The organism is Lentzea aerocolonigenes, from assembly GCF_000974445.1.
Lineage (GTDB): Bacteria > Actinomycetota > Actinomycetes > Mycobacteriales > Pseudonocardiaceae > Lentzea > Lentzea aerocolonigenes.
Map to the genome: position 1 here is coordinate 58,632 of NZ_BBOJ01000008.1, position 15,178 is coordinate 73,809.

Consider the following 15,178-nt stretch of genomic DNA (forward strand, 5'->3'; position numbering starts at 1 on the left):
GCGGACGAGGCTGACCCCCATGCAGCAGGCGGTGGTGGATGCCGGGCGCCCGTTGCCGCAGCTCACCGACCCTCTCGAGGTCGAGCTCCAGGTCAGTGCGTTCGTCGGGCCCTTTGCCGACAACGAGGAGTTGTGGGAGGCCGTCGTCGGGCACCTGCGGGAGGTGCCTAGCCGGCGCAGTGCGGCACTGCTGACGGCGCTCGGGCACCTGTTGCCCGGCCGGCCCGGGCAGTGGGCGGAAGAGGCGGCGCGGCAGCAGGACCGGCCTCGGTGGGATCTCGGAGGGCTGACGTTCGGGGAGTGCTGGATCGGGGACCGGTCGATCGACGCCGGATATCTGGCACTGCTGTGCAGTTATGCGTACAACGACGCGCCGCACGCCATGGTGTTCATGATCGATGAAATCAGTGGCGGGCTGACGCGGCACGCGTTTCTCACGCGGCACGTCGAGGAGGCGCTCGGGCGGCTCAAGCAGCAGGTGCGGTTGGAGTTGATCACCTCCGAGGCTGCTCATTGGCTGCTCAGCCGCAGTTACGACCGGTTCGAGCGGCGGCCTGGGCTCGGGGCCAGCCTGGACGTGCACCAGACTCGGCTGGTGGCGCGGAGGCGGATCAGGCTCGCGATGAATTGAGTGGGCTGTGCGAATCGCAACGTGATGATTCATCCGACTGTGCACATTGTCTGTAGCTCGATGGTGTGGTGGCCATTACTGTCCGGGATGTCGATCACGGGCGGAGGGACGAGAAGTGGCCACTCTTCTCGGGCGTGATGATCAAGCCCTCAGCCGTGTTCCCGACCAGGCCCGGCACTCGTGGTGGTCGGTCGCGACCCAGCGCTTCGGGCAGACGACCGCGCTGAGTCAGTTGCTGCTGGGCGCGACGCTCGGCTTCGGCATGACGTTCTGGGGCGCGTTCGTCGCCATCACGATCGGGGCGGTGCTGCTCAACGCTCTGGCGGTGACCATCGGTGTCATCGGGCAGCGGGAAGGGCTGTCCACGGCGCTCCTCTCGCGGTGGACCGGGTTCGGGCACGCCGGGTCGGCGATGCTCGGACTGATCATCGCCCTGTCCTGCACGGGGTGGTTCGGGGTGCAGACCGGGCTCGCGGGCGGGGTGCTCGCCGGTGTCGCAGGGGTGTTGCCCGCGCCGGTGTGGTCGCTGATCTTCGGGCTCGCGGTCACGGTCATCGCCGCCTGCGGTGTGCGCTGGATGGCGTGGGCCGCTCACGTGGCGGTGCCCGCGTTTCTGCTGTTGCTCGTCTGGCTCGTGCTGACCAGCGTCGGTGACGTGGCCTCGACCCTCGCGAGTCCCGCGCCGGGGCCGCCGATCGGCATGCTGACGGCGATCACGCTGGTCACGGGCAGTTTCATCGTCGGTGCGGCTGTCGCTCCGGACATGACGCGCTTCAACCGCTCCGAGTCCGACGTCGTCAAGCAGACGATTCTGGGCATCACGGCCGGCGAGTGGATCATCAGCCTGGCCGGGGTGGTCATCGCGCACGGGCTGGGCACCACCGACGTCATGGGCGTCATCGGGCGCTCCAGCGGGTGGATCGGGGCGCTCGTCGTCGTCACGGCGGTGCTGAAGATCAACGACTGGAACCTCTACTCCGCCTCGCTCGGGCTCGTGAACTTCTTCGACGCCGTCTTCGACGTGCGGATCAGCCGGGCGCAGGTGACCGTCGTGGTCGGCTGCGCGGGCAGTTTCCTCGCCGCGGCCGGGATCGTGCACCAGTTCAGCGGCTTCCTGGCGGTGCTGGGCGTGGTGTTCCCGCCCGTCGCCGGGATCATGATCGCCGAGTACTACGTCGTGCGGCGCTGGCGCAACGAGATCATCTCCACGCGGCCGCGCGTGCCCCGGTCGGCGCCTTCGTGGGTGCCCGCCACGGTGGTCATCTGGCCGGTCGCCGCCGTCGCCGGCGAGCTGCTGCCGTTCGGACAGTCCAGTGTGAACGCCCTCGTGCTCGCGTTCACCCTCTACGTCGCGGCCGGACGACTGGACCTGCTGCGCATGCGGACGCGCCGGGCGACCAACCGTAAGGTGGTCGGGGAAGCGTCGGCCGCCTGAGAGTTGGTTCCGCACATGCACATCGGCATCGACGTCGGCGGCACGAACACCGATGCCGTTCTCCTCGAAGGCCGCAGCGTGCTCGCCGAGTGCAAGCGGACGACGACCGCGGACGTGACGACCGGGATCGTCGAGGCGGTCGGCGGGCTGCGGCAGGCGTTCGACCCGGCGGCGATCAAGGCCGTCATGATCGGCACGACGCACTTCGTCAACGCCGTCGTCGAGGGCAGAGGGCTCACCCGGACCGCGGCCGTGCGGCTCGGACTTCCCGCCACCACAGCGCTTCCGCCGTTCGTCGACTGGCCGCGGCGGTTGCGGCAGGTCATCGGCGGGCACGGCTACCTCTGCCACGGCGGGCACGAGTACGACGGACGCGTCATCTCGCCGCTCGACGAGGACGAGCTGCGCCGGGTGGCCGCGGACATCGCCGCGAAGGGCGTGCGGTCGGTGGCCCTCTCGTCGGTGTTCTCGCTGGTCAACGGTGACCTGGAGCGTCAGGCGGCGGAGATCCTCACCGCCGAGGTGCCGGACCTCGTCATCAGCTTCTCGCACGAGATCGGGCGCCTCGGCCTGCTGGAGCGGGAGAACGCGACGATCATCAACGCCGCACTGCGCGAGCTCGCCGGCCAGATCGCCGACGGGCTCGTCGCATCGCTGACGGCACAAGGCATCCACGCGCCGCTCTTCCTCAGCCAGAACGACGGCACGCTGATGGAGCTGGAGTACGCGCGCTGCTACCCGGTCGCCACGTTCTCCTCCGGACTGACGAACTCCATGCGCGGCGGCGCGTTCCTGTCCGGACTCCACGAGTGCGCGGTGATCGACGTCGGCGGCACGACGACCGACATCGGCATGCTGCACAACGGTTTCCCGCGCGAAGCGTCGTCCGAGGTGACGATCAGCGGCGTGCGCACGAACTTCCGGATGCCCGACGTGCTGTCCCTCGGCCTCGGTGGCGGCAGCGTTGTGAACCAGACGCCGGACGGGATCGGCGTGGGCCCGGACAGCGTCGGATTCCGGTTGTCCCAGCAGGCTTTGGTGTTCGGCGGCGACACGCTCACCGTCACGGACGTCGCGGTCGCGGCGGGCCTCGCCGACATCGGCGACCCGGACCGCGTCCGCCACCTCGACCGCGCGTTGGTCGGCTCCGTGCTCGGCCACGTCCGCGACGAGATCTCCAGCCACGTCGACCGCATGCGCGCTTGCCCCGCGCCGTTGCCCGTCGTCCTGGTCGGCGGCGGCAGCGTGCTCGTGCCGGACGAGATCGAGGGCGTGAGCGAGCTGATCAGGCCCGCGCACCACGCGTTCGCCAACGCCATCGGCGCCGCGATCGCGCAGGTCGGCGGCGAGGTCGACCGCGTGTTCGCGATGGAACCGGCCCGCCGCGACGAGGTGCTCGACGCGGCACGGCAGGAGGCTGTGGACAAAGCGGTGGCCGCGGGCGCGAAGGCCGACACCGTGCGGATCGTCGACGTCGAGGAGATCCCGCTGGCCTACCTGCCCGGCAACGCGAGCCGCGTGCGCGCGAGGGCCGTCGGCGACCTGGTGTTCGACTAACTTTTCGCACCAGCACCGGCGGCACTACTGTCTCGCGCATGCACCTGCTCCAGCCCGACGAGGTGGACCGGCTCGCGCTGGGCGTGGTCGTGCTCGGCAGCGGCGGTGGGGGTGGCGAGCCCGAGACCCACGCCTTCGCGGCGATGCTCCGGCACGAAATGCGACAAAGCGGTCCTGTCACGGTGCTTTCGCCGGAAGAGGCCGATCCGGACGGGTACGCCGCACGGGTCGGGCTGATCGGCGCGCCGACCGTGATGATCGAGAAGCTCCCGTCAGGGCGGGAGGCGGAAGAGGCCCTGAAAGCGTTGCAGGGGCACGACTCCACGCCCGCGACCGCCGTGATCGGGTGGGAGGTCGGCGGGTGCAACGGGCTGTTGCCGCTGCTCCTCGCGGCACGGCTGGGGCTTCCGTACGTCGACGTGGACGGGATGGGGAGAGCGTTCCCGCGCATCGACCAGACGACCTACGACGCGGCGGGGTTGCCCACGACCCCGCTGGCCATCACCGAACCCGGCGGGAACCGGGCGGTGCTCGACTCGACCGGCATCGAGAAGCTCGCCCGCACGGTCATGGTCGACTTCGGCGGCTGGGCGATGATGGTGGCCAAGCCGCTGAAGCTCGCGGACGCCGTCGCGGCAGGCGTCACGGGGTCGCTGGCCCGCGCGCTGGAGCTCGGCGAGATCTGGTCGCAGCGCACGGTTCCGGTGGAGCAACGGGCGAAGGCCTCCGGCGGTTTCCTCGTCGCACGGGGAAAGGTCGTCGAGGTGTGGCGGGAGTCCGCCGGCGACTTCCCTCGTGGAACGGTGGCGCTGCGCCGGCTCGACACCGACGACGCGTACGTGCGCCTGGAGATGCAGGGCGAGTACCTCGTGGCTCTCGAGGACGGCGAGCCGCTCGTCACGACGCCCGACCTGCTGTGCTGCCTGGACGCCGACTCCGGCCTCCCGCTCTCGACCGAACGGCTCGCGTTCGGCGCGGTCGTGGACGTGGTCGCGCTCCCAGCCCCGCCGCAGTGGACGAAGCCGGAGATGCTCGGCCGCGTCGATCCGCGGGCCTTCGGCTACGACCTCGGCTACGTGCCGTTCCGGGACGCTCCGTGATCGACGACGCAGACTCGCTGACGGTGCGCGACCTGCTGGAGATGGGCGTGCTCGGCGACGCGTGTCTGCTGGCGGGCGAACGCGGCGTCGGCACCGAGGTCGCGGACGTGCGGCTGGCGGCGGACATGACGGCCGTCGAGGCGTGCTCCGCCGGTGACCTCGTGATCCTCACCGGGCACCAGCCCTACCTCGTCGAACTCGCGCTGCGCCGGGCCTACAGCGCGGACGTCCGGGCGGTCGTGCTGGTGCGCCCGCCGACCGGTGCGTACCAGCCTCCGTCCGCCGCGACGGTCTCGTTCGCGAACCGGCTCGGCGTGCCGCTGCTGCAGACCACGGCCGACGACCCGCTGCTGGTCGCCGACTCGTTGCGCACGGCCGTGCGACGGCCCGAAGTCACCGCCGCCCGGTTGCTGAACGCCGTCACCGCGCGGCTCGGGCGCAGCAAGCCGGATCCGCGGTCGGTGATCACGATCCTGTCCGGCGAGCTGCACGTGACGTGCGCGGTGATCAGCGCGGACGGCACCGCCATCGAGGGCGTGTCCCCGCCCGGCCTGCCACCGGACCTGCTGACCGGCTCGGTCGCCGTCACGGTCGAGATGACCGGGGGCTTCGCGGTGGCGGTCCCCGTCGAGACCGACCGGACCGGGCACGTCCACCTGTGGCTCGTCTCCCACGCCCGCGGCCGCAACAAGCGGTGGGCCGAGACCGTGCTGCAGATCAGCCAGGTCGCGTCGTGGGCGCTCGGCAACTGGGTCGCCGCCGAACGCCTCGAAACCGAGCGCCGCGCCCGTTCCCGCGGCTCGCTGCTGTCCGAGCTGCTCGCGTCGGGTGACGACGTGCCGCCGCAGCTGGTGCAGCAGGCCGTGCTCGCCGGGTGGCGGCTCGACGGCTGGCACACGGGCGTCTACGCGATGCCGAACGCGCCGACCCCCGACCTGTTCGACACCGCCAGCACCGAACGGCTGCGCGTCGAGCTGTCCCGCCGCGGCCTGCACGGCCAGCTGGTAGAGGGCGCGGAGGGCTGGTCGTTCTGGATCACCAACGACGCCGAACCGCCGCAGTCCCAGCACCGCGAGCTGACCGCGAAGATCGCCAGGGTGCTGGGTTCCTGCGCGCTCGTCGCGGGCATCGGGCGCCCGCATCCCGGTGCCGCCGGGGTCGGGCGCACGCTGGCGGAGGCCCGCGAGGCCGCCGCGATGACCGGGTCGGCGAAGGTCGTGCACGTCGACGAACTGGGCGTGCGGCGGCTGCTGTCGATGGCGGCCGAGACGCCCGCGCTGGTCGAGCAGGCGGCCCGGCTGCTCGAACCGCTGACGGGCGTCGAGGACGGGCAGCTGCTGCGCACGCTGGCGATCTACCTCGACGAGGAGTCGGTGACGTCGTCGGCGGCCGCGAGGCTGAAGGTGCACCGGAACACGGTGGCGCAACGGATCAACCGGGCCGAGCAGCTGCTCGGGGTCAGCCTGCTGAACCCGGACGAACGGCTGGCCGTCCACCTCGCGTGCCGGGCGGTGCGGGCCTCCGACGAGTGATCAGGTGGGCACGAACGCGGGCAGCACCGCGTCGACCTCGAACCCGCCGTCGTCCGTGGGTCCCGCGGTGAGGGTGCCGCCGACCATCTCGACGCGACCGCGCAGGCCGAGCAACCCGGTGCCGTTGCGGGGCACCGGATCCGGTGTGGACGACGGTGCCGTGTTGCGCACGACGGCACGGACGCTGCTCGGTCCACAGTGGACCGTGATGGCGGTGTGCGCGCCGGGCGCGTGCTTGTGCACGTTCGTCAGCGACTCCTGGACCACGCGGTACATCGTGCGGCGCACAGCGGGGGAGATGACGTCCGCGTCGCCGTGCTCGATCAGGGTGATCTGCAGCCCGGAGTCGGCCACGAGGCTGGAGAGCCGGTCGGGCAGCACGTCCGGGAGGCGGGGGCGGCCGGAGCGCAGCACGCCGACGAGGTCGCGCAGTTCCGCCAACGCCTGGCAGCCCGCGGTGCGCAGCTCCTCCGCCGCCTCGCGCACGCCCTCGTCCTTCGCCGCGATCCGCAACGCTCCGGCGTGCAGGACCATCAGGTTCAGCCGGTGCGTGACGACGTCGTGCATTTCGGCCGCGAGCCGCGTGCGTTCGTCGGCACGGGCCCGTTCGGCGAGCAGCTCGCGTTCGGCTCGTTCGGTCAGCGCCCGCACGAGCTTGCGGCGGGCGTTGAAGTAGAGGCCGGCCAGTCCCACGACGACGATCACGCCGAAACCGATCGACCACGGGAAAGCGATTACCAGGGCGGACTCGTGCCAAGCTCCCGGTGCCGCCTCGGGCAGCACCGGCACCAGGTCACCTGCCCGTCGCACGCGGGTGACGATACTGCCGGGTGTGTGCCTCGGATCACCTACTGGAGCAGGGGGTTGACCCTACTTTCGCAGGTGGCGGACAAGCGTTTTTCCGCCAGCCGGACGCAGGCGTCCGGCCGCCGGTCCTGTGTAGAGCGTCAGCCCCTGCGGAACAGCGCCGTCCACAGGAAGGACTTCCCGAACGCCGGGGAGTCCGGCCCCTGGTCCGTCATCCGGCGCAGCTCGACCTCGGTGAGGTCCTGGAAGATCCAGCGCAGCTCATCCGGCTCGTAGCCGACTCCACCCGCCAGCCCGCCCTGCCGGTACAGCTCGGCGTCCGGGGTGGAGGTGCCCTCCTCGGCGGTGAAGCAGGTGAGCGCGAAGTGGCCACCGGGTGCGAGGGCGCGGTCGAGCAACGCGAGGTAGCTGACCCGGCGGTGCGGCGGCAGGTGGTGGAAGCAACCCGAGTCGTAGATCAGGTCGTACGTGCCGGTCGTGGCGAACGCGTCGCCGTGACGGAACCGCACGTCCAGGCCCTCGCCGCGTTCCGACGCCCACGCGATGGCGGTCGCCGAGACGTCCACCGCGTCGACCTGGAACCCGTTGCGCGCCAGGTGGATCGCGTTGCGGCCGGGCCCACACCCCACGTCGAGGGCCCGGCCGGGCGCGATCAGGCCCCGTTCCAGGTAGCTCACCAGGCTCTCGTCCGGCTTGGCCACGAAGAACGGGACCTCGCGCTCCCGGTCGGCGTAGAAGCGGTCCCACCAGTCACCCGCCCGCTCGGTCCAGCGGTCGGCGCCGGGGTCGAAGAGACCGTCGAGCAGAGTGAGGACGTCGTCGACCGAACGGATGTGCCGATGCACCGGAAACCCCCAGGTAGATCGGCCTCCAGTTTAGCTCAGAGACCACCCTCGGAGAGGCGCTTGCGGTAGCCGCGGGCACCCTCGGACCCGACGTTCTCGTGGAAGTCGACGCCGCTCGGGTTGGTCTGCACGTGGTAGTAGGTGGCGCCCCACAGGCTGCCGGCCACCGAGTCGTCGAAGTGGAGGAAGTTCCCGTACTTGTAGCCCTTCTGGTACGGCGTGAGCGCGGTGGTCCTCATCGAGTACTCGGTCGCGATCACCGGCTTGCCCGGCCACTTCGACGCGCACCGCGACAGGGTTTCCGAGTACGTCAGCTCGTTCCAGCTGCCCTGGTTCGCGAAGTTGCCGTCGTCCGCGTTGCTGTAGAAGTGCACGCCCACGAAGTCGCACTTCTTGATCGCGTTGACGAAGTTCGGGTTGGCGTACCACGTGTCGGGGTTCGTGCCCTTGTTCGGCGAGAGCGCGGTGCCGCAGATCTTGGCTCCGGGGAAGGTCTCGCGGATGCGGTCGATCGTGACGCCCAGGTTGTAACCGTAGACCCACGGGTCGGCGACGCGGATGTTCGGCTCGTTGCCGAGCTCGATGATGCACTTGTCGGCGCCTGAGCGGATGCGCTTGTACTCGAAGAACCGCGAGTCGCGGATCTCTGCCACCGCGCGGTTCGGGTCGATCACGTTGTCGGTGTCGCCGGTGACGGTGCGGACGATGAGGAAGTTCGTCGCGCCGGCCGCGGTCCACACGTGGTCGGGGTAGTTCGCCCACGGGCCGGGGCCGGGCGTGCCCCAGCCGGTGACGACCTTGGCGAGGTTCGCGCCCTGGTTGGTGATCGCGTCGAGCCACGTCTGGTAGCCGTCGGTCAGCAACGGGCCGTGCGCGCGGTAGAACGGCGCGGCCGACGCCTGTCCCGGCAGCGACGCCAGGCCCGCCGCCGCGATGGCACCTGCCGCCAGCTTGCCCATCGCGCGGCGGCTGTACTGCTTCTCGCCGGTCATCGCCGGTCTCCCTTCGTTCGTGATCAGGCCAGAGGCAAGCGGGAGCGAGTATGAGAGCCGGTATGCGACCGGTATGCCGTTGCGCTCTCGTGCGGTGTATGGCAGCCTTGACCTCGTGATCTTCTGACCCCGCTCCGGCACGCACGTGCGTCCGTTTCCGATGTCTTTCGGCGGTGGGGGTCTCATGTCAGGTCAGCTGACGCTCAAGAACGTCACGAAGAGCTTTGCTCACAAGAAGGTGCTCGACGACGTCTCGCTGACGGTCCGGCCGGGCGAGAAGGCCGGTGTGGTCGGGGAGAACGGCTCCGGCAAGTCCACGTTGCTGCGGCTGCTGGCCCGGCAGGACGTGCCGGACGACGGCGAGGTCACCGTGGTCGCGCAGGGCGTCGGGTACCTCGCGCAGGTGCTCGACCTGCCCGGCGAGGCGACCGTCGGTGACGCGATCGACGCCGCGCTCGTCGAGATCCGCCTGCTGGAGCAGCAGATCGCGGCCGCGGCCGAGCACGAGCGGCTCGGCGAGCTCGGTGACCTGCTCACCGCGTTCGAGCTGCGCGACGGCTACTCGGCCGACGCGCGGGTCGAGGCCGCCATGTCCGCGCTGGGCATCGGCGGTGTCGCACGGGAACGACGGCTCGGCACGTTGTCCGGCGGGCAGCGGGCGAGACTCGCGCTGGCCGGTGTGCTGTCGGCCGAACCGGAACTGCTGCTGCTCGACGAACCCACGAACCACCTCGACGACGAGGCGCTGCAGTGGCTGGAGAACAGGCTCCAGCAGCACCGGGGCACGCTGGTCGTGGCGACGCACGACCGGCTGCTGCTGGAGCGGGTCAGCACGGCGATCATCGAGGTCGACCACCGCTCGATCACCCGCTGCGGCAACGGGTACGCGGGCTACGTCGCCGAGAAGAAGGCGGCACGGCAGCGGTGGGAGCAGGCCTACGCGGAGTGGGTCGGCGAGATCGGCCACTGGACCGAGTGGCGTGGTACGACGGCACATCGCGTCGCGCCGGGGCGGCCGATCCCGGATCACAACAAGTGCAAGTACAACGGCGACGGCCGGCGCGTGCAGGCGTCGATCAGGACGCGGGTGCGCAGTGCGTCCGAACGGCTGGAGCGGCTGCGCGCCGACCCGGTGCCGAAGCCGCCGGAACCGTTGCGCCTCAACGCCCCGCTCGACGCGGCGAGCAGAGAGGGCGTGGTGCTCGAACTGAGGGAGGCGAACGTCGACCGGCGGATGTGCGTCGGTGAGCTGACCGTCGAGGCAGGGCAACGACTTCTGGTGACCGGACCGAACGGCGCCGGCAAGTCGACGTTGCTCGACGTGCTCGCGGGCGTCCTCGAACCCGACCGCGGCACGGTCACCCGCCACGGCGTCGTCGGTTACCTGCCACAGGAAACCGTGGTGCGGAACCCGGAACAGACCGTGCTGGCCGCGTTCGGCGCGAGTGCCGAGCGGCTCAGGGCGCTGGGACTGTTCCACGAGACCGACTTCGCCACACCGGTCGGCGCGTTGTCGATCGGGCAACGGCGGCGGCTCGCGCTCGCCCGGTTGCTGCGGCAGGAATCCGACGTCCTGCTGCTCGACGAGCCGACCAACCACCTGTCGCTCGCGCTGGTGGAGGAGCTCGAAGCGGCACTGGCCGACTACCCCGGCGCGGTCGTCGTGGCCTCGCACGACCGGTTGCTGCGCAAGCGGTGGAGAGGTGAGGAGCTCAGAATGGCTCGTAGCAGTCGTACGTCTCGATAGAGCTGATCAGCCCGTCGCGCGTGTCCACGAACTGTGCGATGTGCGCGACGAGCTGCTCGCCTGTCCGCAGCACGCCGGTCCACGTCAGCCGGACGATCGTGGTGTCGCCGGAACGCACCGTCGAGTGCACGTCGTACTTCTGGCTCGACAGCAGTCCGGCACCCTTCACCGAGGCCGCGGCCATCTCGTCCGCGGACATGCGCGCACCGGCGGGTTTGATCAGGTTCGGGTGTTCGACGGTCACCGCGTCGGCGGTGAAGAACCCGCGCAGCTCGTCGCCGGACTGCCCGGCTTCGAGAGCCCTGTGCAGTGAGGTGATGGCGTCCATGTCCACAACCATAGTTGTACAACCGTGGTTGTCAATGTGAGGATGTGCGCCGTGGACCTGATGGACCTCGACCTCGCGACCCTCGCCCACCTGGCGGGCAGCTCGGCGAACGACGCGATCCTCAAGCAGCTGCACGAGATCGGGCACGAGGGCGTCCGCGTCTCGCACGGGTACGTGATCCAGCACCTGATCGAGGGCGCGCCCACGGTGTCCGAACTGGGAGAGCTGCTCGGCGTCACCCAGCAGGCCGCGTCGAAGCAGCTGCTCGAACTGGAACGGCTCGGCTACGTCACGCGCGTGCCCGACAGCGCGGACAGCCGGATCAGGCGGGCGCAGCTCACCGAACGCGGCCGGCGGCTGGTGAAGGACAGCCGCCGGCTCCGGCGCAGGTTGGACGCGAAGGTGGGCACCGACGAGGCCAAGCAGGCTCTCGTCCGGTTGCTCGACGAGACCGGCGGCACCGAGAACGTGCTCAGGCGCCGGGTCGCGCCGGGCGAGTAGGGCTCACGGCCGGAAGATCGGCTGGACCCAGTAGTTGCTGGCGTTCCACGTGTCCGTCGGGAAACCGCCTCCGTAGCGGTAGACGCCGGCGTTCGCGGACGCGCGGAACGGCGGCTGCACGACATTGCCCACGAAGTAGTTCTCCGTTGAGACGTAACCACCCGCCGGTGTGAAGTACGAGACGACGTACTCGGTGCCGGGTGCCACGGGAACTGGGGTGGCGAAGGTGATCTGGCTCGCGTCGCCGGAGGACGGTTGCTCGGCCAGCAGCACGCCGTTCGACGCGTAGACCCGCGCGGTCACCGGACCCCGGTAGTTGCCGCGCCGCAGGTAGACCCCGACGATCGAGCCCGGACGGTCGACGCTGGTGCGCAGACCGAGCTCGACGGCCTGGTCGTCGGCGTCCCAGACGTTCGAGCTCGGGATGTTCTCGAAGAAGAAGGTGGTGTCACGGGTCACCGGCGGAAGCGTCGTGCCGCCGACGTGGATCGTGCGCAGCTGGGTGATCGGGCCCGTGGTGGACGCGGTGTGGGCACGGGCCTTGAACGTCAACGGGCCGGGCGTGGTCGGCGTGATCACGTACATCCACCGCTCGCCCTGTGCGTCGAGGGTCGTCCAGGTCGCGCCGTCGTCGGTGGTGACGTCGACGTCGGTGATGCCGCCGGCCTCGCCGTTGACGGCGCCGCCGATGACCATGAGCGGTTCGTTCAGCGGGACGGACGCCTCCGCGGTCGGGGAGGACATGTAGACCTGCGGGCCGTCCGCGAAGGCCGGAGTGGGAGAGACCAGGACAAGTGCCAGCAGCAGTACTGCTAATCGTCTCATGTACGGCGAATCGTCCCTGGTAGAGCCGCGGTTACGGCGATGGACCGATCAGCCCGCCCTCGTTCAGCTGACGGTCGTACCCGTGTCCACCAGGCGGCCGAGATGACCTAGTTTTGTGCCGTGCTCGCGCTTTCGGTGTTGCTCCTGGTGGCCGTGCTGGTCTGTGCGGTCGTGCGACCGTGGGGCTGGCCCGAGGCCGTCGTCGCGGTGCCCGCGGCGGTCCTGGTCGTGCTCGTGGGGGCGTTGCCCTTCGACCACGTCGTGGACGAGACGGTGCGGCTGGGGCCCGTGATCGGGTTCCTGGCCGCCATCCTCGTGCTCGCGCAGCTCTGCGACGACGACGGGCTGTTCCACGCGTGCGGCACCTGGATGGCACGCGCGTCCGGCGGGCGGCCGCGGACGTTGCTGGGCGGGGTGTTCGTCGCGGCCTCGGCGACCACGGCGGTGCTCAGCCTGGACGCCACGGTCGTGCTGCTGACACCGGTCGTGTTCGCGACCGCGGCACAACTCGGCGTACGGCCGAAGCCGCACGTCTACGCGTGCACGCACCTGTCCAACAGCGCGTCGCTGCTGCTGCCGGTGTCGAACCTGACGAACCTGCTGGCGTTCGCGTCCAGCGGGCTGAGCTTCACGCGGTTCGCGGCGCTGATGGCGTTGCCGTGGGTGGTGGCGATCGCCTTGGAGTACGTGGTGTTCCGGTGGTTCTTCCGCACCGATCTCGACGCGCCCGCCCACGCGCCGTCCGTGCAGCAGCCGCGCGAGCTGCCCGTGTTCGCGCTCGCGACGGTCGGACTGACGCTGGCCGGGTTCGTGGTCGCGTCGGCCACCGGGATCGACCCGGCGTGGGCGGCGTGCGCGGGCGCGGTCGCGATGGCGGTCCGTGCGCTCGTGCGGAAGCGGACGACGGTGCTCAAGGTCGTGCAGGCGGCTTCGCTGCCGTTCCTCGCGTTCGTGCTCGGGCTGGGGATCGTGGTGCGGGCCGTGGTCGACAACGGTCTGGACGATCTCCTGCGGCACGTCGTGCCGAGCGGTCACGGGCTGCTCGCGTTGCTCGGGGTGGCCTTCGTGGCCGCCGTGCTGGCCAACGTGATCAACAACCTGCCGGCGGTGCTCGTGCTGCTGCCGCTGGTCGCGCCGATGGGACCAGGGCTGGTGCTCGCGGTGCTGCTCGGCGTGAACCTCGGTCCCAACCTCACCTACGCCGGGTCGCTCGCGACGTTGCTGTGGCGGCGGATCGTGCACGACCACGACACCGAGGTGAACCTGCCGGAGTTCACCAAGCTCGGTCTGCTCGCCGTGCCTGCCACCCTGATCGGCGCCGTCGTGGCACTGTGGGCGTCCCTGCACGTGATCGGAGGATGACCATGACGGTCCTCGTGTGGATCGCCGACGACACCTGGCAGTCCTGTGTGGACGCCGCACGCGCGTACGAGGGTTCCGAGTTCCTGCTGCTGCACGTGAGCGACCACGACGTGCCGGGCGCGGCGCACGGTGCCTTCGCCGGACTCTTCGGCCGTTCCTCCCGCGACCCCGGCACCAGGCTGGACGACCTCGCCGCCGGACACGCGGCACAGCTGCTCGACGCGGCCGCCGAGCGCCTCGGTCTGCCGTGCACCACGTCCGCGCGGATCGGCCGGGTCGAGCACGAAGTCGTTGCCGCCGCCGGGGAAGCCTCCCTGCTGATCCTCTGCCGCGACGGCGACGTGAGCCACGCCGGTCCGCGCAGCCTCGGTCACGCGACCCGGTTCGTCGTCGACCACGCGCCGTGTCCCGTGCTGCTGGTCTGGCCGACATAACTGCGTAGAAGAAAACTTGCGTGCACGCACTTTTCTCCTCTAACCTCGGGACTCCGAGAGTGGAAGGGGAGGACTCATGCGTGCCAAGGGCATCGCGTACGACACCGGTTTCGTCCGCCACGGCGAGATCTCGCTGGCGAAGTTCGACCTGGAGGTGGTCGAGCGGGACCTGACGGTCATCCGGGACGAACTGCACTGCAACGCCGTGCACCTGGTCGGAGGTTCGGCGCAGCGGCTGGAGCAGGCCGCCCGGATCGCCGCCTCGCTGGGGCTCGAGGTCTGGTTCTCGCCGTACCCGCTGGAGCTCGGACCGGCCGAGATCCTGGAGCTCTTCGCGGACTGCGCACAGCGGGCCGAGCGGATCCGGGCCGACGGCGCCGAGGTCGTGTTCGTGACCGGCGTCGAGCTGAGCATCATGAACTCCGGGTTCATGCCCGGCGGCGACGTCCTGGAGCGGTTGGGCGGAATCCTGGGCAAGCCCGAGCGGTTCCGCGAGATCAGCGCACGGCTCAACGAGTTCCTGCGGCAGGCCGTCGCCGTTGTGCGGGAACACTTCCAGGGCAGGCTCACCTACGCCTGCATCCCGTTCGAGGGCGTCGACTGGAGCCTGTTCGACGTCATGTCGTTCGAGCTGATCCGGTCGGCCGAGGTCGCCGACGTGTACGCCGAGAGCATCCGCAACGTCGTGGCGCAGGGCAAGCCCGTCGCGATCACGGGGTTCGGCACGGCGGCGTGGCGCGGTTCGGGGGCCGTGGCGCCGCGCAGCATGGAGATCGTCGAGCACGACTCGTCCGGACGTGCGGTGCGGGTGAAGGAGGGGTACGTCCGGGACGAGGAGGAGCAGGCCGCGTACCTGCGTGAGCTGCTGGAGATCTTCGAGGCCGAGAAGGTGGACGCGGCGTTCGTCTACATGTTCGCGCTCAACAACTATCCGCACCGGCCGGACGACCCGAGCCGCGACCTCGACATGGCCGGTCCCGGCATCGTCAAGGTGTACGACGACCTGTCGTGGGAGCCGAAGGCGGCGTTCGGGGCGGTCGCGGAAATCTACGCGCGGGTGTGAAGTCCCGCTTGGCACAATC

General features: G+C 70.3%; 15 protein-coding genes. 10 read left to right on the forward strand and 5 right to left on the reverse strand.

All coding sequences use genetic code 11. The annotated features are described in order from the left end of the window. Positions 1-19: 19 nt before the first annotated feature. The 5 genes from AOM45_RS16790 (at position 20) to AOM45_RS16810 (ending at position 6,255) form a co-directional block, all read left to right on the forward strand. A complete protein-coding gene (locus tag AOM45_RS16790; RefSeq protein ID WP_051783613.1) occupies positions 20-631 on the forward strand; it encodes a hypothetical protein in 612 nt (203 codons plus the stop codon). A gap of 115 nt (positions 632-746) precedes the next feature. After that, positions 747-2,066, forward strand: coding sequence for a purine-cytosine permease family protein (locus tag AOM45_RS16795; protein ID WP_030468359.1), 1,320 nt, complete (start codon positions 747-749; stop codon positions 2,064-2,066). A 15-nt stretch (positions 2,067-2,081) separates the two neighbouring features. Continuing rightward, positions 2,082-3,623, forward strand: coding sequence for a hydantoinase/oxoprolinase N-terminal domain-containing protein (locus AOM45_RS16800; protein WP_030468358.1), 1,542 nt, complete (start codon positions 2,082-2,084; stop codon positions 3,621-3,623). A 38-nt stretch (positions 3,624-3,661) separates the two neighbouring features. Continuing rightward, on the forward strand, positions 3,662-4,723 hold the full coding sequence (locus AOM45_RS16805) for an S-methyl thiohydantoin desulfurase family protein (RefSeq protein ID WP_030468357.1): 1,062 nt from the start codon (positions 3,662-3,664) through the stop codon (positions 4,721-4,723). Next, on the forward strand, positions 4,720-6,255 hold the full coding sequence (locus AOM45_RS16810; RefSeq protein ID WP_051783611.1) for a helix-turn-helix domain-containing protein: 1,536 nt from the start codon (positions 4,720-4,722) through the stop codon (positions 6,253-6,255). The genes AOM45_RS16805 and AOM45_RS16810 overlap by 4 nt, the downstream gene beginning before the upstream one ends. Here the strand turns inward: AOM45_RS16810 and AOM45_RS16815 are convergent, their stop codons facing one another. The 3 genes from AOM45_RS16815 to AOM45_RS16825 all read right to left on the reverse strand — a co-directional run bounded on the left by AOM45_RS16815 (position 6,256) and on the right by AOM45_RS16825 (position 8,899). Further along, complete coding sequence (locus AOM45_RS16815) at positions 6,256-7,065, reverse strand: sensor histidine kinase (RefSeq protein WP_059362547.1); 810 nt, start codon at positions 7,063-7,065, stop codon at positions 6,256-6,258. It abuts the gene before it with no gap. Between the two features lie 137 nt (positions 7,066-7,202). Next, positions 7,203-7,907, reverse strand: a complete 705-nt coding sequence (locus AOM45_RS16820; protein WP_030468354.1) for a class I SAM-dependent methyltransferase — start codon at positions 7,905-7,907, stop codon at positions 7,203-7,205. A gap of 35 nt (positions 7,908-7,942) precedes the next feature. Continuing rightward, positions 7,943-8,899 (reverse strand): glycoside hydrolase family protein, encoded by a 957-nt coding sequence (locus AOM45_RS16825; protein WP_030468353.1) that lies wholly within the window; start codon positions 8,897-8,899, stop codon positions 7,943-7,945. A gap of 160 nt (positions 8,900-9,059) precedes the next feature. Here AOM45_RS16825 and AOM45_RS16830 point away from each other — a divergent pair, with 160 nt between their 5' ends. Then, a complete protein-coding gene (locus tag AOM45_RS16830) occupies positions 9,060-10,646 on the forward strand; it encodes an ABC-F family ATP-binding cassette domain-containing protein (RefSeq protein ID WP_372497463.1) in 1,587 nt (528 codons plus the stop codon). Here the strand turns inward: AOM45_RS16830 and AOM45_RS16835 are convergent. Further along, positions 10,612-10,974 (reverse strand): nuclear transport factor 2 family protein, encoded by a 363-nt coding sequence (locus tag AOM45_RS16835; protein ID WP_030468351.1) that lies wholly within the window; start codon positions 10,972-10,974, stop codon positions 10,612-10,614. The genes AOM45_RS16830 and AOM45_RS16835 overlap by 35 nt on opposite strands. Before the next feature lie 60 nt (positions 10,975-11,034). Between AOM45_RS16835 and AOM45_RS16840 the strand changes: the two genes are divergently transcribed. Continuing rightward, positions 11,035-11,475, forward strand: coding sequence for a MarR family winged helix-turn-helix transcriptional regulator (locus tag AOM45_RS16840; RefSeq protein WP_035910546.1), 441 nt, complete (start codon positions 11,035-11,037; stop codon positions 11,473-11,475). Between the two features lie 3 nt (positions 11,476-11,478). Here AOM45_RS16840 and AOM45_RS16845 read toward each other — a convergent pair whose 3' ends face one another. Next, on the reverse strand, positions 11,479-12,300 hold the full coding sequence (locus tag AOM45_RS16845; RefSeq protein ID WP_081902194.1) for a DUF4082 domain-containing protein: 822 nt from the start codon (positions 12,298-12,300) through the stop codon (positions 11,479-11,481). 120 nt (positions 12,301-12,420) lie between these two features. Here AOM45_RS16845 and AOM45_RS16850 point away from each other — a divergent pair, with 120 nt between their 5' ends. The 3 genes from AOM45_RS16850 (at position 12,421) to AOM45_RS16860 (ending at position 15,159) form a co-directional block, all read left to right on the forward strand. Then, on the forward strand, positions 12,421-13,662 hold the full coding sequence (locus AOM45_RS16850) for an SLC13 family permease (RefSeq protein WP_030468349.1): 1,242 nt from the start codon (positions 12,421-12,423) through the stop codon (positions 13,660-13,662). Between the two features lie 2 nt (positions 13,663-13,664). Next, positions 13,665-14,096, forward strand: coding sequence for a universal stress protein (locus AOM45_RS16855; protein WP_051783605.1), 432 nt, complete (start codon positions 13,665-13,667; stop codon positions 14,094-14,096). A 76-nt stretch (positions 14,097-14,172) separates the two neighbouring features. Next, positions 14,173-15,159, forward strand: coding sequence for a glycoside hydrolase family 113 protein (locus tag AOM45_RS16860; protein ID WP_030468347.1), 987 nt, complete (start codon positions 14,173-14,175; stop codon positions 15,157-15,159). Positions 15,160-15,178: the final 19 nt, after the last annotated feature.

What these genes read in the sequence shown, in the direction of transcription:
- AOM45_RS16790 (WP_051783613.1), top strand. Translation starts at nt 20, where the DNA reads ATGCAGCAGGCGGTGGTGGATGCCGGGCGCCCGTTGCCGCAGCTCACC.
- AOM45_RS16800 (WP_030468358.1), top strand. Translation starts at nt 2,082, where the DNA reads ATGCACATCGGCATCGACGTCGGCGGCACGAACACCGATGCCGTTCTC.
- AOM45_RS16805 (WP_030468357.1), top strand. Translation starts at nt 3,662, where the DNA reads ATGCACCTGCTCCAGCCCGACGAGGTGGACCGGCTCGCGCTGGGCGTG.
- AOM45_RS16825 (WP_030468353.1), bottom strand. Translation starts at nt 8,899, where the DNA reads ATGACCGGCGAGAAGCAGTACAGCCGCCGCGCGATGGGCAAGCTGGCG.
- AOM45_RS16830 (WP_372497463.1), top strand. Translation starts at nt 9,060, where the DNA reads ATGTCTTTCGGCGGTGGGGGTCTCATGTCAGGTCAGCTGACGCTCAAG.
- AOM45_RS16835 (WP_030468351.1), bottom strand. Translation starts at nt 10,974, where the DNA reads ATGGACGCCATCACCTCACTGCACAGGGCTCTCGAAGCCGGGCAGTCC.
- AOM45_RS16840 (WP_035910546.1), top strand. Translation starts at nt 11,035, where the DNA reads ATGGACCTCGACCTCGCGACCCTCGCCCACCTGGCGGGCAGCTCGGCG.
- AOM45_RS16845 (WP_081902194.1), bottom strand. Translation starts at nt 12,300, where the DNA reads ATGAGACGATTAGCAGTACTGCTGCTGGCACTTGTCCTGGTCTCTCCC.
- AOM45_RS16855 (WP_051783605.1), top strand. Translation starts at nt 13,665, where the DNA reads ATGACGGTCCTCGTGTGGATCGCCGACGACACCTGGCAGTCCTGTGTG.
- AOM45_RS16860 (WP_030468347.1), top strand. Translation starts at nt 14,173, where the DNA reads ATGCGTGCCAAGGGCATCGCGTACGACACCGGTTTCGTCCGCCACGGC.